General features: G+C 46.2%; 20 protein-coding genes. 8 read left to right on the forward strand and 12 right to left on the reverse strand.

Annotation, left to right across the window (positions count from 1 at the left end):
• On the forward strand, positions 1-389 hold a 389-nt coding region (locus ACOJS8_RS13585), incomplete at its 5' end, for an SGNH/GDSL hydrolase family protein (RefSeq protein ID WP_420149085.1).
• A 181-nt stretch (positions 390-570) separates the two neighbouring features.
• Here the strand turns inward: ACOJS8_RS13585 and ACOJS8_RS13590 are convergent.
• A complete protein-coding gene (locus tag ACOJS8_RS13590; RefSeq protein ID WP_420149086.1) occupies positions 571-1,086 on the reverse strand; it encodes a PAS domain-containing protein in 516 nt (171 codons plus the stop codon).
• A gap of 753 nt (positions 1,087-1,839) precedes the next feature.
• Here ACOJS8_RS13590 and ACOJS8_RS13595 point away from each other — a divergent pair.
• Positions 1,840-3,054, forward strand: a complete 1,215-nt coding sequence (locus ACOJS8_RS13595) for a PepSY-associated TM helix domain-containing protein (protein ID WP_420149087.1) — start codon at positions 1,840-1,842, stop codon at positions 3,052-3,054.
• The gene (locus tag ACOJS8_RS13600; protein ID WP_420149088.1) at positions 3,044-3,241 is read left to right on the forward strand and encodes a hypothetical protein; all 198 of its coding nucleotides are present in this window, start codon (positions 3,044-3,046) and stop codon (positions 3,239-3,241) included. Before ACOJS8_RS13595 ends, ACOJS8_RS13600 begins: the two co-directional genes overlap by 11 nt.
• 86 nt (positions 3,242-3,327) lie before the next feature.
• On the opposite strand, the gene ACOJS8_RS13605 is transcribed toward ACOJS8_RS13600, so the two are convergent.
• The 7 genes from ACOJS8_RS13605 to ACOJS8_RS13635 form a co-directional block, all read right to left on the reverse strand.
• A complete protein-coding gene (locus ACOJS8_RS13605) occupies positions 3,328-4,032 on the reverse strand; it encodes a DUF2306 domain-containing protein (RefSeq protein WP_420149089.1) in 705 nt (234 codons plus the stop codon).
• 135 nt (positions 4,033-4,167) lie between these two features.
• Complete coding sequence (locus ACOJS8_RS13610) at positions 4,168-5,055, reverse strand: LytR/AlgR family response regulator transcription factor (protein WP_420149090.1); 888 nt, start codon at positions 5,053-5,055, stop codon at positions 4,168-4,170.
• Positions 5,056-5,069: 14 nt separating this feature from the next.
• Positions 5,070-5,693 (reverse strand): rhomboid family intramembrane serine protease, encoded by a 624-nt coding sequence (locus ACOJS8_RS13615; protein ID WP_420149091.1) that lies wholly within the window; start codon positions 5,691-5,693, stop codon positions 5,070-5,072.
• Between the two features lie 79 nt (positions 5,694-5,772).
• A complete protein-coding gene (locus tag ACOJS8_RS13620; protein WP_420149092.1) occupies positions 5,773-6,744 on the reverse strand; it encodes a polyprenyl synthetase family protein in 972 nt (323 codons plus the stop codon).
• A 62-nt stretch (positions 6,745-6,806) separates the two neighbouring features.
• A complete protein-coding gene (locus tag ACOJS8_RS13625) occupies positions 6,807-7,634 on the reverse strand; it encodes a hypothetical protein (RefSeq protein WP_420149093.1) in 828 nt (275 codons plus the stop codon).
• 139 nt (positions 7,635-7,773) lie between these two features.
• Positions 7,774-8,544 carry a lipoprotein signal peptidase gene (locus ACOJS8_RS13630; protein WP_420149103.1) on the reverse strand — a complete coding sequence of 257 codons (771 nt, stop codon included), beginning with the start codon at positions 8,542-8,544 and terminating at the stop codon, positions 7,774-7,776.
• 102 nt (positions 8,545-8,646) lie between these two features.
• Positions 8,647-9,855 (reverse strand): proline dehydrogenase family protein, encoded by a 1,209-nt coding sequence (locus ACOJS8_RS13635; protein WP_420149104.1) that lies wholly within the window; start codon positions 9,853-9,855, stop codon positions 8,647-8,649.
• Positions 9,856-10,128: 273 nt separating this feature from the next.
• Between ACOJS8_RS13635 and ACOJS8_RS13640 the strand changes: the two genes are divergently transcribed.
• Positions 10,129-11,232 carry a chorismate mutase gene (locus tag ACOJS8_RS13640; protein ID WP_420149094.1) on the forward strand — a complete coding sequence of 368 codons (1,104 nt, stop codon included), beginning with the start codon at positions 10,129-10,131 and terminating at the stop codon, positions 11,230-11,232.
• Between the two features lie 54 nt (positions 11,233-11,286).
• Here the strand turns inward: ACOJS8_RS13640 and ACOJS8_RS13645 are convergent, their stop codons facing one another.
• The 4 genes from ACOJS8_RS13645 to ACOJS8_RS13660 form a co-directional block, all read right to left on the reverse strand.
• Positions 11,287-12,249, reverse strand: coding sequence for a DUF4249 domain-containing protein (locus ACOJS8_RS13645; protein WP_420149095.1), 963 nt, complete (start codon positions 12,247-12,249; stop codon positions 11,287-11,289).
• A 2-nt stretch (positions 12,250-12,251) separates the two neighbouring features.
• On the reverse strand, positions 12,252-14,675 hold the full coding sequence (locus ACOJS8_RS13650) for a TonB-dependent receptor (protein WP_420149096.1): 2,424 nt from the start codon (positions 14,673-14,675) through the stop codon (positions 12,252-12,254).
• A gap of 69 nt (positions 14,676-14,744) precedes the next feature.
• Positions 14,745-15,677 (reverse strand): DUF4249 domain-containing protein, encoded by a 933-nt coding sequence (locus tag ACOJS8_RS13655; protein WP_420149097.1) that lies wholly within the window; start codon positions 15,675-15,677, stop codon positions 14,745-14,747.
• Positions 15,677-18,076 (reverse strand): TonB-dependent receptor, encoded by a 2,400-nt coding sequence (locus ACOJS8_RS13660; protein ID WP_420149098.1) that lies wholly within the window; start codon positions 18,074-18,076, stop codon positions 15,677-15,679. The genes ACOJS8_RS13655 and ACOJS8_RS13660 overlap by 1 nt, the downstream gene beginning before the upstream one ends.
• A gap of 224 nt (positions 18,077-18,300) precedes the next feature.
• On the opposite strand from ACOJS8_RS13660, the gene ACOJS8_RS13665 reads away from it, so the two are divergent.
• The 4 genes from ACOJS8_RS13665 to ACOJS8_RS13680 all read left to right on the forward strand — a co-directional run.
• Entirely contained in the window at positions 18,301-19,641 is a 1,341-nt protein-coding gene (locus ACOJS8_RS13665; protein WP_420149099.1) for an NAD(P)/FAD-dependent oxidoreductase, read from the forward strand.
• A gap of 129 nt (positions 19,642-19,770) precedes the next feature.
• Positions 19,771-21,906, forward strand: a complete 2,136-nt coding sequence (locus tag ACOJS8_RS13670) for a S46 family peptidase (RefSeq protein ID WP_420149100.1) — start codon at positions 19,771-19,773, stop codon at positions 21,904-21,906.
• Positions 21,907-22,010: 104 nt separating this feature from the next.
• Entirely contained in the window at positions 22,011-22,532 is a 522-nt protein-coding gene (locus tag ACOJS8_RS13675; protein ID WP_420149101.1) for a DinB family protein, read from the forward strand.
• Between the two features lie 6 nt (positions 22,533-22,538).
• On the forward strand, positions 22,539-23,388 hold an 850-nt coding region (locus ACOJS8_RS13680), incomplete at its 3' end, for a TolB family protein (RefSeq protein ID WP_420149102.1).

Raw genomic sequence — 23,388 nt, forward strand, 5'->3', positions numbered from 1 at the left:
TGTTGATAGGCGTCAATAACCAATATCGGGGCGAAAGTCTGCATACATACCGAAAGGAATTCCGGGAGTTGTTACAAACGGCCACTACGTTTGCCGATAATAAAGCCCACCATGTATTTGTCCTGTCAATTCCCGACTGGGGTGCCTCACCTTTTGCCGCTGAACGTAACAAACCCCAGATTGCCCGGGAGATCGACCAGTTTAATGCAGTTGCAAAAGATGAATGCCAAAAAGCGGGAATCGCTTACATCGACATTACGTACTTGAGTCGAGCTGCGGCTGGTGACCACACGCAGTTTGCTTCCGATGGTCTGCATTATTCCGCTAAACAAATGCGCATGTGGGCTGAAAAAGCGCTGCCAGTTGTCAAAAAAATTATAACGGAGTAAACGGATCCGCCCTAAAAATATCGTTGAATTGCCTACGTTTCCTCAATAAGTCTTCATTGTAGCCAGCTAAAATTGTAGCAAGCAATTAACGTAGCACCGTAATTTTTAAGTTTCTACCGCTGCACTTGCCAATCGCTCCTGAAGTCAGAAAATTGCTTTGCTGATTTACAGCTTGTGCCAATCATAAAGTAACTTCCTGTTCAAAGGCAATGAAGCTAACTAGTTGCTGCCGATCATTACGTATTGGAAAAATTGTAATATCGCACCAATACGTAGTGCCATCTTTATGGTAATTGAGTACAATTTCTTTAGAAGGCTCTTCCTGCTCAATAGCCATTTTCATCCGTTGCCGAGCGCCTAAATCAGTATTGATCCCTTGTAGAAAATTTGGTTTTTGGCCTACGACTTCCTTCAAGCCGTAGCCCGTCATCTGTTCAAATGGCTCATTAACGTATTGTATTGTCTGCCAACGATCTGTTACGACCAGGGCCCATTCTGGTTGTCCCAGCAATTGGCGAATTGACGTAGGTAACTGCCAGCGGTTTATTTTCACCAATCTGTCTAATACTTCTGATTCGTAGTTTACGGTTCGCTGTATAGGCCTTGGCATGAACTCCCATGCCATGTAAAGAGGCAGGCTTCGAGCCGATTTATTTTGCTCACGAATCATGGCAACATACTCTTTTCCGGGATTCATGGTAAAATTGATTTAGTGCATTCTGCTCCATACAACTAATAGTTTATATAAGCTGTTTTACCTAATCTGTTCACTTAAAAATTAATGATTACGTAAAGGGCTTTTACTCTGCTTAAAACAGTCAATCTGGCTGTACAATTAACGTTTATTGTGCAACCATTACCTGTCAATGATGGGTCCATTTATTTTTCTTCACTCCTGCTTATGCAGGCTATTTAACTCATTTTGAGCACTCCGTAATAACTAACTGCCAGCTCAGAGCATTTTACAATTTCTATATTTCAACAGTTTTTCCGATAATACTACCTAATAAGTTTATTAAATGGCCTGGATATAGTATTATCTATAATATCTATTTAGATTAATTAAAAACAATTTTTTATTACTCCACTTTTCGTGTTGTTTTGTGAGTGGAATTGGCAAACAGCTAAACCGTAGGGGGTAAGCAGATAGATGAAGCTTGACGTTGATGAATCTAGAAAATCCTCGAGGAGTTTTTGACGCAGCGGCCGCCTTTCTCCAAAAGAATATCAACTGATGAATGCTGAAATAGTCGTCGACCTGCAATAGTATACTCGCCTATATCAGCTAATCTATAACTCAGCTACCTTTTGTCTGATTCTATTATCAAACGGCTTGGCTGCGGATAATCTGCCAAACCAGCAAAACTGGATTGATTACACAAGGATGAATCCCAAGCGATTAAGAAGTTTTGTAAGTAGCGTAAGCTATAAATTTTAACTAACGGCAACCATGAGTACGGCAAAACAAGTTAAAGCCTGGTTCCAGATTCATAAATGGACTAGCCTGATTTGCACAGCTTTCCTGCTGATGCTTTGCCTGACGGGCTTACCCTTAATCTTCCATGAAGAAATCGAAGAAATGGAGGGCAAACCCAAACTGGCTCCACAGATGTCAGCAGAGACACCTCAGTTATCTCTTGAGCAATTAGCCCAGACTGTTCGGCAGAAGTTTCCCCATAAAGTTATTCGCTACAATTACTGGGATGAACATGAACCTAACACGACCACCTTTACTTTATCGGATTCACTAACGGCTCCGGCAGATAATTATCAGCTCGTTATTCTGGATAATCGTACCGCCAGAATCCTCGAAGAGCCCAACGTACAGGAAGGCTTTATGTACGTAATGTTTCAACTTCATGTCGATATGTTTATGGGTATCGGAGGCAAACTCTTTCTGGGTCTGATGGGAATCCTGTTTGTGGTCGCCATCGTTTCCGGTTTGATGCTGTACAGTCCGATTATGCGTCGATTTAATTTTGGCATGGTACGTACCGAAAAATCGACTCGCCTGAAATGGCTTGATCTGCACAACCTGCTTGGCGTAGCTACAGTCGTCTGGGCAACGGTAGTGGGGCTGACTGGTGTAATCAACACGATGTCTGAAATTGTAATTGGTCTCTGGCAGCAGGGACAATTGGCTGAAATGGTGGCACCATACAAGAACGCGTCGCCATTGAGTGGAAAACTGAGCCCGCTTGATCAGGCACTTAACGTAGCAAATAAAGTGGCTCCGGGCATGACTCCTTCCTTTATAGCTTATCCGGGTACGCCTTATTCCAGCAGGCACCATTATGCTATATTTATGCGAGGCAACACACCGCTCACTGAGCGCTTGGTTAAACCTGCACTAATCGACGCTAAAACGGGCAAGCTGACGGATATGCGCGATTTGCCCTGGTACGCAAACGCGCTTTTTCTATCGCAGCCGCTTCATTTTGGCGATTACGGCGGATTGCCACTTAAAATTATTTGGGCGCTGTTTGATATCATAACTATTGTTGTCTTAGGCAGTGGCCTATATCTGTGGTTTGTGCGTAACAAAGCCACGAAAGCTCAACTTGCCCGGGTGGCAGCCTCAAATCGCAAACAATCTGTAGAACAGCTCGAAGAACTGGAAATATTAGCGCTTGGCTGGCAGAAAGGAGAAAACTATGAAAAGTGATTTCTGGCACATTTGGGCAATTCCGTTATGGATTGGCATTATTAGTTTATTCGGACTGATAGCCGCACTGGTAGGCAACAACCTGTGGGATGTAATGTCCTGGATAACGTTGGGTATCCCACTTTTACTTATTGGCCGGTTTGTCTGGAAGCCAACGTCTGTCAAACGCTCGAACAAAAGTCGTTGATTTTTTAGACGCTGAGATAGTGAAAGCATAGAATTTAGATTGTCTTTCTTTAGATACCCGGCTGCTCCATAATTACAATCATTAACTTATATGGCGGTCATTTGCGACCGTTTAGACGTAGTAAATTTCTTTTTATAATAGGCTACGGTACGTCCTATGAGCATTCCTCCCGCAACACTGGGGGCAATCCAGGCGATTGTCCCGGCAAAGGCGGGGGCATCAGCAGGTAATACGTGGGTAATATTGGTAACCAGAGCAGCAGTAAACGTAGCAATGTAGGAACCGCCCATACGCGTGAAATGCTGAAAAAACCAATGCATTTTTTCCACTGGGCGACCAATTTGCCGATAATCCTGCCCCGCAAAAACGCCTGTCAGCGTACCGAAAAACGTAAACAATATGGGAAAAAAGACATCGCCCGGCCGACTTATTAAATAGATTCCGAAGCCAATCATAGCAGCACTCGCTAGCAACGTAACGCGGGTCAGTAACCGATCACCGAAGCCAGGGCTTTTAGTCTTTTGTTTAGTAGCTCGCCATCCCGTCATACTGAGATAAAAACTAAAGATGGCAATACCTGTCAGAAACAATCGCATCATTTTGAAAGGTTGCAGTACGCAAAGTAGTAGTGCTGTTATCGCCACAGCAATCATGCAGAAGACATAAATCAATCCGGTGCGGTTGTGCAATCGACTTCCTTTTTTTGAGAACATAGGAATTAATCCTACTATAAGGGCAGTAAAGCCAGTAGCTATATGAAGGATTAACAAAGAAAGGATGAGCGTTTTCATGGCTGTTTTTAGGATCTCGTTCGTTGAGACAAACCTACAACAGTCAGTAAACCTGATACAGTTAAAAGGGCTAAATAGCGGTTTTTGGGAAGTTTGACAACGAAAAACCGGTTTTGGGACCAATGGTGGGACGTATCACAGCGCTTTTAGTTCGGCTATCAGCGTCTCGTTATATTGCCGAGCCACGGGAATTTGAAACTGCCCTCCTGACAAATGGAGTTTATAGCCCTGCGCGTTGCCCGTTACGCGCTCCACCCGATTCAAATTTACAACGTAAGAGCGGTGGCAACGTACAATATGCGTCAGGCCGATTTGCTTCTCTAACCGCCCCAAACTGCTACGTAGTAGTGGCTTAACCAGTTCACCATTTTTCCAATAAAAAACGGTGCAATAGTTATCGCTTGACTCAATAAACAATAAATCCCCGGGCGATATGATAAGCTTATCTTTTTCATTCTCCGCGACAAGCGTTATGACGCTGCTAGCTACCTTTTCAGGTGCTATTTTAGGACGACGACTGTCATCAGGATTAGATGAAAGAGCTGGTAGTTCGGCTGCAGCCTGACTATATTTTTTGAGCCGTCGAATGTAGCTTACCAGCACTAAACCTGTAATGGGAAAAATCCCAACCAGAAAGGTTACCAAAATCATTCCTATCCAACTAAAGCCACTTTTTCCCTCTGCCTGTAAAAGCGATTCCAGATAAAAACGATTGGCAACAGCAATCAATAAAACATTGGCAGTGATGAATAGAATTTCGCGGCCCACAGTCCACTTCTCTTCAGTAAACAGGCGGGGAAACAAGGTTGGCCATAACGGAAAATGGATAGCTGTTATAACGAATGTAACAACGCCAAACCCCATTATTTTTAGAAATTTACCGGATGTATTCCACGTATTTAGGTCAAATGGCTGGAATACACTCAAAAACAGACCAACGAAAAGGCCAATTATAGCTGCCCTACGTATTGATGACAGCCAATTAGTGTCAATCGGATAAGGTTGGCTGAACGGACTTACCATAGAGTCTGCATATACTAAAACAGTCGCCAACCCGCAATCTGGTCGAAAAACTGTGGCAAGACGGGAGGATAAACCACAATCATAAATAAGACCCCAAATAACGCCCCATAAAAGTGAGCGTCATGATTAACGGTACCCATTCCTCGACGCGCTTCATAATAAGAGTAAGTCAAATATAGGGCTCCGAAAATAAAACCTGGGATACCAATCGGGATAAAGAAAAGATAGATCGGCGTCAATGGACGGAATAGAATAGCGGCAAAAAGAATAGCCGATACGCCACCCGATGCCCCTAACGAATTATAGCTACGATCGTTACGATGTTTTATTAAGGTTGGGATGTCTGATACGATAATACCAACTAGATAGAAACCAATCAGATAAATAGGCCCGCTGGCGCCAAATAAAAGCCCAAATAGCTGCTCAATAAATCCGCCGAAGAAAAATAGGCTCATCATATTGAAAATCAAGTGTCCCCAATCGGCATGAAGGAAACCCGACGTTACCAGTCGATAATATTGCCCTTTTTTGGCAACATCATACGGATTCATAACCCAACGATCCATTAAGCTGTAGTTATTCCAGGCCATAATGCTAACAATGACCGTAATGGCAACGATAATAAGGGTTATGCTCATAAACTATGAATAATGGAATATCATTAATGAATTATAAGTATGTAAATGCCTCACTCCGTTTATACTATTTATTTAACTATTAGCTTTCCCGCTCAACGAGTTGCTTAGCAAATTGAATCAATAATTTTTTACGATCAGGATCAGCTCTAACAGCGTCAAAATTGGTGAAGCCCCTTGCAAAATAATCGCCGATACGTGATTCGGTTAACTGGCGAATACCAAGCTGATCATAAATTGACGTAACGGCCTTTACCTTTTCAGCCTTATCAAAATTCTTCTGGTTAAGCCAGCCAGTCAGCTCATCTTTAAGCGCACCTTTTGCTTGCTGAAGCGCTTCGATTAATAAGAACGTTTTTTTATTAGCAATAATATCTCCCCCAACCTGCTTCCCAAACTTAGCCGGATCACCATATACATCCAGCAGATCATCTTTCAACTGAAAGCCAACGCCAATGTTCATGCCACCTTCGTACAAATGCTGGGTTGTTTCGGCATCAGCACCAGCTATTAGTCCACCGAGTTCAAGAGAGTAACCAAGCAGTACCGACGTTTTGAGACGGATCATATCGATATATTCAGCTTCTGTTACGTCCCAGCGAGCCTCGAAATTCATATCCATTTGCTGTCCTTCACACACTTCAGCCGCCGTTCGACTGAACCGTTGCAGAACCGGCTTGAGCTTATCAGCTTCCACATTCAGTAGTAGCTGGTACGCATTCACCAGCATTACGTCACCGGACAAAATTGCTACGTTCTCATTCCATTTCTCATGAACTGTCGGTTGGCCACGACGTAGCGGAGCTTTGTCCATAATGTCGTCATGCATGAGTGTGAAATTGTGAAAAACCTCAATACCTAAAGCTGGCCGAACGGCCTTACGCCAATCATCCGTAAATAGATAAGTTGCCATCAACGTGAGCAACGGACGCATCCGCTTACCACCGACATCCATAATGTACTGGATGGGCTCGTAAAGCTCAGGTGGGTGCTGACCATATTGAATTCCCTGAAGTTCTTGTTGAAGCGCATTAATAAAAATAGCTGGATTCATCCGGAGGAAGCAGTCTTCTGTTGGTTTTGAACGCCAAAAGTACAGCAAAAGCCCCCAAAACCCTAACGCCCAAACATTCGTCGGTAATTCCGCTGAGAGGGTGTAATGATGATGAAAATAAGCCGCGCTGTTAACGTGAAATACCCATCGCGCCTGTTTGGATTCCCACGCTTGGCACCAACAGGATTCAGCGGCTGGCCTAACTCTGGACGACGATCTGACAGGGCAGCGGCCGTAGGCTCCATACTACTCTGATCAGCATACACTGTACTAACATCATCAACGTAGTCGCTAAACACATGCGAATAAGCGCCTTCCAGATGAAACTTGAAACGCTCAGTAGCCGCTATAGGTACGCCTAAACCATAGCGCAGAATAATTGGCAAGCGATTATAGGCGAAACCTTCCGTGCGTAGTGGAGCTAAGCTAACAGACCTCCCTTTATATCTCGCTTTGGGAGTGATATGCGTCAATCCCATGCCAGCCAGTGCGTAAGGAATAATAATATGGTTCCGGTTGTCGTCTCGCCAGAAATCCCATTGAAAGCCTGCCCATATATCAGGGTTTATACTTCGAAACGATAAGTTATTGTAAGCCAGATGGGTGTTCTGCTGCGTGCCCCTAATATAATAGAGCTGAGCTTCTGCCCTGAACGTAAGTTGAGGAGAATACCTGAAAGCTGCCGCTACGTTGACGGCCGTACCCAACTGTAAATGAGACAGGTTGCTACGTTCGTTTAAGTCACCAACGTAGCGGGTAGCCCCCAAGCCAATATTTAATAACCATGTGCCAGGCTTTTCCCGCCAGATTTCAGAGCGTTGCGCTGAAACAGTGGCCCAAGAAGCAAATTGAAAGGCAACTATTAGAGAAATAATCCGATAAAAGCTCACTCGTCAATACATTACAATTGTATTTGACGAGCAACGTAACGGCCGTCACAAACAAACGGTGATACGATAATATATAATATGCAACTATTTATAGAAAAATTACGCTAAATAGCTTCACAATGAAGCATGAGGAACGTCGCTACTCGCTTCGTTTCTGTTCGTCGGGAAGAACAGATTCGGAGTCTGTCTGCTTATCGTTGTTATCTGATATTGAATCCTCACTATGCTCAGTTTCGTTCGTTTGCTCTTCAATCAACTCAGCAGTGGGTAATACAGACGCGTTGTTTGCATCAGGTCCGGAAACAGGAAGCATACTATCTTCAATGGCCTGTTCCCCAAAGAAACGACGCTGAAAAAATAGAATTAAACAGACCCCAACGAATATGCATGAATCGGCAATGTTGAAAATAGGCGTTGAATAATACTGCCCTCCCCAAATCGGGACCCAGTCTGGGATGAAGCCTTCCCAGACATCCACAAAAATCATATCTATCACCTGTCCATGAAACCAAGGCGTTGGCGAGCCATAAGGTGCGTTATTGAGGAAAACACCGTAAAACGTACTGTCAATTACATTTCCAACGGCACCCGCCAAGATCATAGCCATTGCCCAAAGCAGACCATCTGGTGCACCACGATGGGCCAGATTGACCAGATAATAGCCAATTCCTGCCATAGCAAATAACCGGAACACACTAAGCAGCAGTTTACCATACTCATAGCCTAGCTGCATACCAAATGCCATACCCGGATTTAGTACATAGTGCAGCTTCAGCCAATCGCCAACAAGTTTAATCTGTCCTGCAAAGCCGGGAGCCATGTAGAAATGTACAGCTAACTTCACACCCTGATCGAGTAAAATCAGAAATAGTGACAGAAGAAAAAATTTAAGCGGATTTTTCTGGATCATAAGAAAAAGTACGGCACAGCATGACTCGATCATTCGGTTTGCTGTGCCAGTCAGTAAACTCAGTTGTGCCATAACCTTTACAGAGATTATGGCACACACTATTTATAGCCGACAATTTTTCCGGCGTTTCAATTCATCACTTACTAAATTAAACTCCCGGCTGCTCTGCCCGGCAATGGATTTGTTCTCTTCGGCCCGTCGAAATAAATAAGGCATTACAGCGTCAACTGGACCGTAAGGGACGTATTTCGCTACGTTATAGCCAGCATTAGCCAGATTGTATGAAATATTATCACTCATTCCTAGTAACTGCGCGAAGTAAATATGCGGATCATCCGGTTTAATCCCTAACTCCTTCATTTGACTAATGCAGTACTGACAACTTTCTTCATTGTGAGTGCCCAGACAAATGGAAATAACATCGCGGTGTTCCAGGCAAAAATTAATGGCGGCATTGTAATCGCGATCAGTATCTTCTTTGGTTGCCTGAATCGGGTCCTGATACTCTTCTTCGTGCGATCGTAGCCGCTCTTTTTCAAGATATGCCCCGCGTACCAGCTTTACACCCAGAAAATACCCCTTCGCCTGCGCTTCGGCCGTATCCCGCCGAAGATGATCAAGACTCTCCCAGCGATACATTTGATACGTATTATAAACGACGGGGCGCTCATGATTGTAACGATCCATCATCTCATAAGCCAGCGAATCAATTGTATCCTGAATCCAGCTTTCTTCGGCGTCGATAAAAATTCGAACGTTTCGTTCATACGCACGTCGACAAAGCGAATCAACCCGCTTCATTACGTTCTCAAATTGAACTTTTTGCTCTTTATTGAGTGAATCGCCGAGCTGTACAGCTTCGAGTAGCTCCGTCGAGGCAATTCCAGTCACCTTAAAAACAGAGAATGGAATATCAGCGGATTCGCTGGCTCGCTCGATGGTTCGCAGAATCTCAAGCGTGGTATCATCGAAACTTTTCTCGGTATCCTCCCCTTCCACCGAATAATCAAGAATAGTCCCAACATGCGCATTGTGAAGATGCTGAATGGTTGGTTCACAGTCACGTATGCTTTCTCCTCCGCAGAATTGCTCGAAAATCGTATTCTTTATCAGGAATTTAATGGGAAGATGAAGACGTAGGGCTATCTTTATAAAAAAAGTTCCTAAATTTACCAGCCATCCGTGATTCATCAACGAAAATAGCCAGTACGTTTTTCGAAGTTTGGAGTTCGACTGAGACGAAAAAGCAATCGAAGTGTCCTCAAATGAAACAGGTTTTACTTCTGTAATCCCCTGGACAGCCTCCGGCATTAGATTACTTCGGTTCGACATAATAGTGCTCCGTTTGGACGGTGCTATTTGCATAGCTGACAATGCGTGTCGGTAATTACGACCGAAATATATAACGAAATTTCGGTCAATCAGTTAAAGTCCCGGCGCGACTTGATTCAACAAATTAAAAACCCTTTTAGACAAATGAAGGAACCGGCTTGAAATTCAGCTGGTTCCTTATGCAAATATACTAAAAAATCTGATTGAAAGTTCCCGATAGAGTGTAGGTATTACTCGTAGATTACCCCTAGTATGAAAGTAGAATTAGCCGTAGAGCCGCTGGAATCGTGGATTGAGACCAACGGCAAACCCCTGATCATCGCTGGACCATGTAGCGCTGAGACTGAAGATCAACTAGTTGAAACCGCCCGGCAGCTAAAGGACTTGAACGCTGTGCACGTTATTCGCGCGGGTGTTTGGAAGCCTCGCACGCGTCCTGGCAGTTTTGAAGGCATGGGCGAAGCCGCCCTTCCCTGGCTTCAGCGGGCCAAAGCTGAAACGGGTCTCCCATTTGCCGTTGAAGTAGCCACTCCTGAACACATTGAACTGGCGTTGAAGTATGGCGTCGATATTCTGTGGATTGGTGCTCGTACTACGGTTAATCCATTTAATGTCCAGGAAATTGCTGACGCGCTCCGGGGCGTTGATGTACCTGTGTTGATTAAAAACCCGGTTAACCCGGATCTGGCTCTGTGGGTTGGTGCTTTCGAACGTATCGCCGGAGCAGGTATCAACAAACTGGGGGCGATTCACCGTGGGTTTGCTACGGGCGAAGCCAGTAAATACCGGAATATCCCGATGTGGCAAATGGCGATCGAACTAAAATCCATTTTCCCACAACTGCCGATCATTGGCGACCCGAGCCACATGGCAGGAAAGCGTGCCTACCTGAACGAACTGGCACAGATGGCGATGGACCTGAATTACGATGGCCTGATTGTTGAGTCGCACATTGATCCAGACAAAGCCTGGAGTGATGCCGCTCAGCAACTAACGCCAGCCGCTTTTGGCGAAATGCTCGATCATCTGGAAATTCGGCAGGTCGAATCATCGAACCGGGAGTTTCAGACGTTCACAGAGCAATCACGACGTAGCATTGACAACGTAGACCGTCAGATTGTAGAAATGCTCGCGGCTCGTATGGCGCTGGTTGAACGGCTGGCCGAATACAAGCGCGACAATAATGTTACGCTGTTTCAGCCTGAACGCTGGAAAGAAATACTGCAAACCCGTACTGAATTAGGAAAGAAGTTGGGATTGTATCCAGAACTAGTGGAAGAGATTTACAAGATCATTCATATGGAATCGATCCGTAAGCAAACGGAGATTATTCACAGCGCTACGCAGAACGTGTAGACTCGATTAGTTTTATAAACCGCGCCCGATCTTCAGTAAAGATCGGGCGCGGTTTTATTTTATATACAGTGTGAGGCTTGAACGGTTGTAAGCGCCAAAACAGCCTAGTCCGCCCTGGATATTGGTTGAAATTGGGACGGGTTCTGCAAAGGGATTGTCACGAGACTGATTCTGTCGCTCTACTTCATCATGATAACGATAATAATTCTCTTCGACATTAAGAAGGTAAGCCTGTAGTTGACCAGAAGGTGGCGTCGCTAGCCAGATGCCGTTAACAAGGGTGTAGGAGAAAGGCGATAATCGCCCACGGGTTGACGTAATTTCTTCCCCATCCCGACCAGCATCTGTAATTGTTGTCCCCCTCTCAAAAAACCAGTCGCCCCTATAATAAACAACAGTATCCCGAAAAGGGCCACTGCCGTTGGGAGACGTACTGATCAATCTTCGCTGAGCATATTCATTGTTTCCAGCAACCCGATAAAAATTAGTAGCTCCACTGGGGTCACGCCAGCGCAGACGAGCGTAATAGCTTTTTCTTCTATCGCCAAATTCTGTTGTTATTGCTGAATCTATTATAACCTGTTGCAGAGGTACTGAGCCAGGTACTTTGCAGATTGCTTTTACTTGGCGTCCATCCGGCACCTGAACAATTAAGGTATAACTTTTGCCGGCTATAATCGGGAACTCATCCGGATTGGCACGATATAGCGTATAGCTACCCCCATACAACCACGCATCGGTTATCTTCTCCGGCTGTAATAGAACAAAACGATCTCCGTCCGACAACCTGACCGTTGCGTTAGGTACATCAGAATTATTTTGGCTACCTGTTCCCAGTACTGGAAGTGAATACGTTACACGAGCAGCCAGCACCGTATCCTGAGGTGAAATAAAACACGCAACGACTAATTTCTGAGGTTCCTGGACAATTCCCTTCGGTTCAACCTCCTGCCGTAAACTATCACAGGAGACAAAAAATAGGATTATTAATAAATAGGTCAATACGTTGAATTTCATAATTAAAACTTGAAATTGTAGCTGAACGAAGGCACTACGGGAAATACTGAATACCGAAAAAGAGCCGTGCGACTTGGTTGACCCTGTCCCTGATTTACGGATTCGAGTTGGTAGAAAAACGGGTTTCTGCGATTATAAGCGTTATATAAGCTAAATTCCCAGGTTCGTTCGTGGTGTTTCTTTCGCTTATGAAATTGAATAGCAATGTCAAACCGATGGTAAGCTTCTGCCCGAAAACTGTTCTTCTGCTGACTATAATCGCTGACAGTTGGTCCATAATCGAATAATGGGGCAATAATGGATGGTACGTTGTTATTATAAACTGTCTGAATTCCTGGCGAATGCCGAAAGGCGCGATAATTGGCAACGGGCACAGTGAGCGCGTTACCCGTTCCATAAACCCAGGTACCCGATAACGTAATACGCTTACTTAATTCATAAATACCCACCAACGATACATCATGACGGCGATCATAACGCGGAAAGAATGGTTTGCCTGCATTCAGATCCGGGAATTGCCATTGGGTCCAGGAGAGCGTATAGCCTAACCAACCCGACAGCCGTCCGGTTTTACGCTGGAGAAGCACTTCGGCACCGTAGCTCCATCCTCTACCAGCTGTTACGTTATCTTCCCAGCGCACCTGTTCTGTAGAGGTAGGATCATCGATTAGTAAAAAGCTGGCACCTTCCTTGTAATTGATAATGTTTTGCATGGTTTTGTAATACCCCTCTACCGTAAGGGCAAATCCATTTCCAAGCACAAAATTGTCAGCAAAATCTTTGGCCAGCCCAACAGCCACCTGCCGCGATTGCTGAGGGGCAATACGTTCGGTAGTGGGTACCCACAAATCCGTAGGCAGTCCAATACCCGTATTGCTGAGCAAATGGATGTACTGATTCATTGTGGCGTATGAAGCTTTTACTGACATGCCTGGCCGTAGCTGATACGAAGCCGACAGACGAGGCTCAGGACGCACATAGCTGGAAGAGTTTTGCGTAAACAGACTCAGCCTTAGTCCGCCATTTATACGCCACCGCTCGTTAGGGCGCCACGTATCTTCAGCATAAATACCAGCTTCAACCGCGTTAATAGCTTGTACATCACTCCTGAATTCATCAATGGAACGATTCTGTACAACCAACGCGCTAGGCGTAAAGCGATGAAAAATGGCCTGAGTCCCGAAACGTAAAGAATGCTGTGGCGATACGTAATAATCGAAATCAAGTTTTGCTGATAAATCGCGGATACCAGACGTATACCGTAGCGACGTATTGAGTGTGTCGGCGGTACGTTCGTCGGCTAAAATTCGAAACTCGTAATTGCTATAAATCAGCGATAGGTTAGAAAATAATTTCTGATTAAATAAATGATTCCAGCGAAGCGTACCCGTGGCGTTACCCCAACCGATTCCTACATCGGTACCATTACCCTTCTCATTGGCATAAAAACGATCCCGACCAAAATAGCCGCTCAGATAAATTCTGTTATTGGGACCAAAATCATAATTCGCCTTAGCGTTAAAGTCATAGAAATAGTAGCCCGCCTTCGTTTGTCCGTCGCTTTGTGCACTGATCAATGGAGCTGCAATCACGTCCAGATACGTTCGCCGGCCCGATACGAGAAAACTCCCTTTCTTGTTTTTTGTAAACGGACCTTCAAGGGTTAGTCGACTGGCAATTAAGCCAATTCCTCCTTCTCCATGCAACTCTTCCTTGTTCCCATCCTTCATATTCAATTCAATGACCGACGACAGACGCCCACCGTAGCGAGCCGGGAAGCCCCCTTTTGTCAACTCTACGCTCTTTAGGGCGTCGCCATTGAAGACGGAAAAGAAACCGAATAAATGATTGGCGTTATAAACGGTAGCTTCATCCAGGATAATCAGATTCTGATCGGGGCCACCTCCACGTACATAAATGCCCGTTTGTCCTTCCGAACCTTTCTGTACCCCCGGCATCAGTTGCAGCACTTTTAATACGTCCTTCTCGCCCAGAAACGCGGGAATCTTTTTGATCTGGGAGACCGGTACGTCAATTGAGCTCATCTGTGGGCTTTCGCTCACTTTCTCTTCCGTACGGCTCGCTTTTACATTAACCTCCGTCAGTACCCGGCCAGGAGTTAATAACACATTCAACGTAGTATTACGCCGAAGCCCAATAGTGCGCTGAATCGGTTCGTAACCAACAAAGGAATAAGCCAGCCGAACACTGTCTTGTGCGGGTAACGTCAGCGAATAGAATCCATACGTATTGGTTGCCGTACCTGTGCTGGTGCCAGGTAGATAGACATTGACGCCGATGAGGGCTTCCTGACTACCCTGCTCGCGCACATAACCACTGATGGTTATACGGCTGGATAGATCCTGGGCGGTTAGATCAAAGAATAGGAAAAATGTACTCGCAAGAACAGATAAAAAAAGACGCATACAAAAGGGTTATATGTAACTAATGAGAGTAGAGCGTCTGGCAAAAGGTTGTAAGGTTGCGTAGGTAAATTATTTCAGCTTGAGCGTCAGGACAGCGTTGTTGTATCCCGCAAAACAGCCTAATCCACCTTCAATATTGCTGGGAATTAGCACGGGTTCAGCAAACGGATTGTTTCGGGAACGCCGTTGTCGCATGGCAGCATTCTGGAATCGGTAAAAATTTGGATCAACACTCATCAGATTAGCAGTTACGCTGGCCGTTTTGTACTGATTATAAAAGTTAGTGATTCCCGACGAAGTCAAATAAGCACGACCAGACGCCATTTCTCCACCTTCGTAACCAGCATCACTAACCAGGCCCCGGCTATCGTCATCGAACGAAAGAATGTTGTACGTTTCATTCTGACAAGCCCTGCAGTTAGAAGCAATGTACCGGAAAATACCCGCAGCCTGATAATAGTTCGCCTGCCCAGCCGGGTCCTGCCATTTGATTGTAATAAAATAGCGACGATTTATAGAGTCTATCTTGATTGCTGCTAACGGAACGGCTGCCGGTATGGTACACGTACTGGTAGCGCGTTGCCCGTTAGGAGTCGTTACAGCAAGCGTATAGGTACGACCTGCCACAATAGGCAGCAACTTTGCACTAATGCTATAATACGGCCTGTTTCTTACTGTATCACCAGGAGGAACATTGTTGTAAGGCAACGTAACTGATTTGTTCCCGTCCGAAAGCGTAACTGTAGCATCTGATACATTATTCCCGGTCTGAAGAAGGCTTATACTATCGCCAACAACTGTGTTTGAGCGCGTTACCTTAATAGCTAACGTAGTATCCTGAGGAGAAATGAACCCACTAACGACCAACTTGGTAGAGGCCGCACCCAGCAAGTTAGGATCGACCTCATTGCGCAGACTCGTGCAGCCGGAAAAGACTCCCAGTCCTGTAAGAAGAATTAGTAAGACGCAGCTAATCGAATCGGAACGCATAAGTACGCGCATTAGAATTTGAAATTATAACTGACTGCCGGTACAATCGGAAAAACAGAATAACGAAATAGCGCTGTTCGAGCGGGTTCAGTAGCCGTGCCCGTTACAGATTCGAGTCGGTAGAAAAACGGGTTTCGGCGATTGTACGCGTTGTACAAACTGAATTCCCAGGTACGTTCATGACTCTTTTTCTTCTTGTGAAACTGAATGCTTACATCGAAGCGGTGATAGGCTTCTGCCCGGAATGTATTTTTTTCAGTACCGTAGTCATCCACCGTTCGAACGTTCTGGAAAAAGTTCTGAATAATGCCGGGCGTACCACCGTAAACCAACGTATTACCTGGTCGATACGTATCATACCGCCCTACCGGCACCGTCAGCGCATTTCCCGTACCATACACCCAGACGGCCGATAACGTAATGCGCTTATTCAACTCGTAAATACCGACCAGCGAAACATCGTGTCGACGATCGTAACGAGGAAAAAACGGCTGACCTGCGTTCAGCTCAGCAAACTGCCATTGGGTCCAGGAAAGTGTATAGCCCGCCCAGCCCGAAAATCGGCCGACCTTTTTCTGCAATAGAACTTCCGCGCCGTAAGACCACCCTCGTCCCGCCGTTACATTGTCCTCCCAACGAACGCTATTCGCCTGCGTTGGATCATTGATAAGCAGAAAGCTGGCCCCTTCTTTATAGTTGATGATATTATTCATCGTTTTGTAATAGCCTTCGACCGTTAACGTCAAACCTTTGTCTGAGAAATCTTTAGCCATTCCAACGGCTACCTGTTGCGATTGCTGAGGCTTCACCCGGTCGGTGGTAGGGACCCATAAATCCGTAGGCAGTCCGATTCCAGTATTGGATAGCAGATGAACGTATTGATTCATAAGCGCATACGAGGCCTTTATTGACAAATCCGGTTTGAGAGTATAGGCCGCCGATAATCTGGGTTCAGGTCGGATATAGCCGATGTCATTTCCTTGAAAATAACTTAGCCGTAATCCTCCATTCATACGCCAGCGACTGTTGGGCCGCCAGGTATCTTCTACATAAATTCCTGACTCGAGTACGTCGATGTTGTTAACCTTATTAATAGACTGACTGATAATGGCATTTTGCAACACAACGGCGCTTGGTGTAAAGCGATGATATGTACTCTGTAGACCTAAACGTACTGAATGCTGGGGCGTCGGATAAAAATCCAAGTCGTATTTCAACGCAAAATCACGAATTCCCGAATTGTACTGAAGCGAGTACGTCTGTGCATCATTAGTACCCGTCTCAACGGCAGAGATCTGAAATTTGTAATCACTAAAGATGAGCGAGAGGTTTGAAAATAGCTTCTGGCTGAACAGGTGATTCCAGCGGAGCGTAGCGGTTGCATTACCCCAGGTCAGCCCCGTTTCAGCATTTTGTGTATTGTCTTTAGCGTGGAATTTATCCCGACCAAAATAGCCGCTCAGGTACAATTTATCTTTTGGACTAAAATCATAATTGGCTTTGGCGTTCAGATCATAGAAATAATAGCCTGCGTTGAGTTCACCATTGCTTTCGGCCCGAACCAGGGGAGCTGCAATCACGTCCAGATACGTTCGCCGGCCCGACACCAGAAAGCTCCCTTTCTTATTTTTTGTCAATGGCCCTTCCAGCATCAGACGAGACGCAATAAGACCAATGCCACCTTCGCCGTGAAGTTTTTCGCGGTTACCGTCCTTCATATTCAGGTCGATTACCGAAGAGAGTCGACCGCCATAACGAGCTGGGAAGCCTCCTTTTATTAACTCAACGCTTTTGATAGCATCGCCGTTGAAGACCGAAAAAAAACCAAATAAATGATTGGCGTTGTAGACCACAGCATCATCCAGAATAACCAGGTTTTGGTCCGGCCCACCTCCCCGTACATAAATGCCGGTTTGCCCTTCCGAGCCTTTTTGCACCCCTGGCATCAGTTGCAGCACTTTTAATACGTCCTTCTCGCCCAGAAACGCGGGAATCTTTTTGATCTGGGAGACCGGTACGTCAATCGAACTCATTTGCGGGCTCTCGCTCACTTTCTCAGTCATAACGCCTGCGGTAACCTGCACTTCTTCCAGCACCCGACCGGGTACCAGAATTACATTTTGCGTCTGGTTAGAACGTAGTGGAAGAGTACGTTCGGTCGTTTCGTAGCCAACAAAGGAATAAGCCAGCCGAACACTGTCTTGTGCGGGTAACGTCAGCGAATAGAATCCGTACGTATTGGTTGCCGTACCTGTGCTGGTGCCGGGTAGATAGACATTGACGCCGATGAGGGCTTCCTGACTACCCTGCTCGCGAACGTAGCCACTAACCGTAAAGCGACCAGGCGCTACCTGCCCATACACAGACTCCCAGACCAATAAAATCAACAGGCTTGTTAAACCTACGCGCATACCAGAAAAATCAGGATGAAGAAGACGATTGATAGATCAGGGTTCAGGCCCACAGAGCCTGCAACCTACGTTCGTTTACTAATTAACCTTTTCGAGTAACGAAATCGTATAACAGTCCGCGTATCAGCACGACAATACGTTAATTTTTGTTCTATATATAAAACAAAACGTCTGACAATAAGGTACTAAAAACAAACTGGCTTTATTGAAAGCGCTCTACTGATATGCTTCAATTCGATAAACTTTCCCTGAATATACCCGATACAACCAAACCGCGCGTCGTTATCATCGGCGGAGGTTTTGGCGGTATGAATTTAGCCAAAGCACTACGTAACGAAAAGGTACAGGTTGTACTGTTCGACAAGCAAAACTACAATGGATTCTGGCCATTGTTGTATCAGGTTGCTACGGCGGGTCTGGAGGCCGACGCCATTGCCGAACCATTCCGTAAGATGTTTGATGGCCACGAGGATTTTCACTACCGCATGGTGCGGGTTAGTAAAATTGATACGACTGCCAAAACAATCCATACGCTGATTGGCGATTTGCACTACGATTTCTTAGTGATAGCCACCGGATCTAAATCGAATTTTTTTGGAAACGAGCAGATTCAGAAATATGCTTTTCCGCTTAAAACCATTCCTGAAGCACTCAATGTCCGCAGTCAGTTTCTACAGTGCTTTGAACAGGCCAGCATCACAACCGACCCCGCCGAGCGCCAAAGTTTATTGACGTTCGTTATTGCCGGAGCCGGTCCGACAGGCGTTGAAATGGCGGGGTCATTAGCTGAAATGCGCAAACACGTACTGCCGAACGACTACCCAGGTCTGGATTTCAGCCAGATGAATATCTACGTAGTAGAAGGATTGGGAAAGGTGTTGCCGCCGATGTCGGACGAAGCTGGAAAAGATGCGCAACGGTATCTGGAGGATCTGGGGGTTATCGTTAAGCTAAATACGTTAGTCGAATCCTACGATGGCGAAACGGTAACATTCAAAGGGGGAGAGCAAATCAGAACGCAGACGCTGGTCTGGGGCGCGGGCGTAACAGGCGCCTTAATTGATGGTATTCCTGCCGAATCGATTGAAAAAGGGCGCGTCCTGGTTGACCCCATAAACCGAATCCAGGGACTGAACGACGTTTTCGCGATTGGCGACATTGCTTTCATGAAATTACCTGATTATCCGAAAGGACATCCGGGCGTAGCACAACCTGCCATTCAGCAGGGTAAGCACCTGGCTAAAAACCTGGTCAGAATTATCAACAATGAGCCGACTACGCCCTTTGAGTACTTCGATAAAGGCTCATTAGCCATCGTTGGACGTAGCAGAGCGGTTGCCGACCTGCCCGGCAAAATTCATCTGGGTGGATTTATCGCCTGGATGGCCTGGTTGTTCGTTCACATCTGGTATCTGGTCGGCTTTCGTAGTAAGCTGATCGTTTTCAGTAACTGGATGTATCGGCTCTTTACGTATCAGCGAGGTACACGTCTCATTATCAGGCCTTTTGTTCGAAAAGATGACAAAGTTGGCCAACAGATGGTTGCCCAGAACGAAATGAGTTAAACAACAGGGCCGGTTATACGTAACCGGCCCTGTTGTTTAACATCAATCAAGCTGGTGAGAAGGGCGCCTACCTCATTTCAGGTCAATTTTGCGTTTTACTAACGTATTATCAATCTATCGATTAGCTCAATGCATTTTATAAACCTCCGCACTACGTTACTAACCTGCGTCTTTTCGACGTTCTTATTGAGTTTGTCATTAGCGCAGCCCTCAATCACTCCCGACTCCACCAAAGGCGGACCGCTTGATCTGGGCAAGATGTGGACGTTCGATAATCCTCCATCGGCCTATTTTCAGAAAACATACAATTTCACCGCTGACGAAAAATGGTTTGAGGAAACCCGATTAGCCTCCCTGCGTTTTGCCGACTATTGCTCGGCTTCGTTCGTATCAGCCAATGGGTTGGTCATGACCAACCATCACTGCGCTCGCGAATCGGGTACGGGTGTTGCGCGTAAAGGCGAGGATCTGAATGCAACCGGATTTTTTGCCAAAACAGCCGCCGAAGAACGTAAGGTAGACGGCTTGTTTGTGGATCAGTTGGTGAAGATAGAAGATATCACGAAGCGGGTGCAGGATGCCATGAGTAGTGGTAGTTCAGGGCAGTCAGATGAAGCGCAGTTACAAGCTCGTGAACAGATCTTTTCGGCGATCAAGCAGGAATATGGGCAGAAAGTAGGCTGGAAAGGGCTGGAGTTGCAAACCATTACGTTCTACAACGGCGGTCGCTATTCCCTCTACGGATTCAAACGCTATACGGACGTCCGACTCGTGTTTATGCCTGAGCTGGCCCTTGGCTTCTTCGGTGGTGATTATGACAACTTTACGTATCCACGCTACGCCCTTGATTGCTCCTTTTTTCGGGTATATGATAATGGCAAGCCCTTACAAACGACGCATTTTTTCAAATTCAATCCCAACGGTATCCGCGACGGCGAACCGATTTTTGTAATTGGTAATCCTGGGCATACAGAACGACTCAAGACCGTAGCCGAACTTGAATTTGATCGGGATTTACAGACACCCGCTACGATTCAGCTACTACGTAATCGTGCAGATGCTTTACAAGCGTACAACGTAACGGCGAAGAACGACAGCATTCTGAATGAGATTTTTAGCTATGAAAATAGCTTAAAAGCGTACGGTGGCCAACTGGCGGGCTTGCGCGACGCTAGTCTGATGGCGCGTAAGGCTGTTTTCGAAAATCAGTTTAAAGCGGCTGCAAAAGCGAAAAATCTGCCCACCGATCAATTAAATACCTGGAGCGAAATTGCCAGCAGTACAGCGCAGTTACGGAGTTTGTTTAGAGATGCGAATTACCTCGCTCCGAGCGAACGGACTACGGGTGAATTACTGGCCTTCGCAAATATTCTGACCCAATACGGGGAGTTACTGACGTCGCGCCCGCAGGATGCCGAACGCGCCCGCTCGATGGTGGAGATTCCAGCTATTAAAAATATGACCCTGGAAGAAGCTTATCTGGCCGCTCACCTGACCGAAGCGCAGGCTAATCTGGGCCATGACGATCCGTACGTAAAAAATGCGTTGACGACCCCCGACGGTAAAAACCGGACGCCGAAAGAAGCCGCTACGTATCTGCTCAAAAACACAAAACTGAAAGACCCGAATTTTGTCAAGGAATTAACGACTCGGCCCGGAGCGGTGGCATCTTCCAGCGATCCCTTGCTGGCGCTGGCACGTATCGGTTTCCCGCGCTACGTAGCAGCGGCACGTCAGGCCCGCCAACTCGTTCAGCGTCAGGAAGTACTACGTGGTCAGCTGGGGCGGATGTTATATGATGTGTATGGTACGGCTGTACCACCCGACGCTACGTTCTCGCTACGGATCAACGATGGAGTTGTGAAATCATATGACTACAACGGAACAAAGGCGCCAATTCTAACCACCTTTGCCGGGCTATACGACCGTAATTATTCGTTTGCCGACAAATATCCCTGGAGTTTACCTGATCGCTGGAAAAATCCGCCAATGGCATTACTGAACCAGCCGATGTGCTTTATCTCAACCAACGATATTATTGGTGGTAATTCAGGGAGTCCGATGATCAACAAAAATAGGGAAGCCGTCGGCCTGGCTTTTGATGGAAACATGGAAAGTTTACCGGGTGAATTCATTTTTGTTCCCGACGCCAATCGGACCATCTCGGTTCATGCTGGCGGCATCATCGCGGCCATGCGCTACATCTACAAAGCTGACCGGCTAATTACAGAATTAACCGGTGCACCGGCCAAGCCCAAAAAATAAGCTGAATTACCCACGGCGGCCCAGAGAACCCAGAGCGAAAAATAATAATCGCTGTGTTCTCTAGGCCGCCGTGGTTATTTTTGTACACTACCTCCAGCCTGACTATGACAAAATCTGATATTCCCGTAATGCCGCAGTTTTTCGACCGGTATATTAATCTGGCCGATAACATGCTGATTCTCGACGCGCTGGAGCAAGGCGCTTCTTTTGAAAATCTGATTCCGGCAAAAACGCTCGAAGCCCTGGGCGATCTCCGCTATGCTCCCAATAAGTGGACTGTAAAGGATATTTTACAGCACGTTATTGACAACGAGCGCATTATGACGTACCGCGCGTTACGTTTCGCTCGTACGGATCAGACATCACTTCCAGGCTACGACGAAGAACTATTTGGTCGAAATACAACCGCGCTTAATCGAACGATTCCTGATTTGTATGATGAATATGCTGCGGTCAGAGCATCGACCATTGCTTTGTATAAGAGCTTCGACGCTACCGTGTTGCTACGTAGCGGCATAGCCTTTAATCAGACGATCTCCGTATTGGCTTTAGGTTTTGTGCTGGTTGGTCATGCTACGCACCACGCCAATATTATTCGAGAACGTTACGTACCATTACTTTCATAACAAACTATGCTGAAACAACTTTTTATTCTTCTCGCCGTTACGGTGCAAGTCGTTTGCGCCCAGACGAAGTCAAAAATTACGGTTACTGACCTGACTCGAATCAAAAATGTGGGCGGTATCGAACTGGCTCCAAATGGGCAGCGGGCAGTTTATACGCTGACAACCATCGAACCGAATCCTGACCAGAAAGAAGAATACGAATACAAAAGTCACATCTATCTGACGAATCTGAAACCTGGCGATGCTAAAGCGTTAACGCACGGAAGCGAGTCAGCCCGGCAGCCTGCCTGGTCGCCCGATGGTACACAACTGGCTTTTGTTCGCACGGTAAAAGGCAAATCGCAGGTGTTTGTAATGCCGCTGAATGGAGGTGAGGCCTGGCAACTCACTAATGGTACGTATTCGGCTTCGAGCCCGAAATGGTCGCCCGATGGGAAACGTATTGCGTTTACGGTGAACGTAGCAATGGCCGAAATGCTCAAAGACAGCCTTCTGAATCCGGGCAAGAAAACACCAGCCTGGTCGCTGGAAAAGCCAGGTTTCAGCAATAATGACTTTCTGCTCGCGGATAAGAAAATTAGACCGAATCCAGATGGATCACTGGCCGAAATCCGGGCTTATCTGAACAAGGATGTTGAAGATAAAAAAGCAAAAGTCATTAACCGACTCAATTTTCAGGGTGAATCGACCACCGAGCCGGAGTTGAGTTTTACGCAATTGTATAGCATCGACGTTCAGGAAAATGCCACTGCGAAACCCCTTACGCGGGGCTTTCTATCGTTTCAAGGCGCTGCCTGGCTGCCGAATGGACAAGGTCTGTTAGCAGTGTCGGATCGCGATTCGCTCAAACACCCTG

It is taken from the genome of Spirosoma sp. (assembly GCF_048594605.1).
Lineage (GTDB): Bacteria > Bacteroidota > Bacteroidia > Cytophagales > Spirosomataceae > Spirosoma.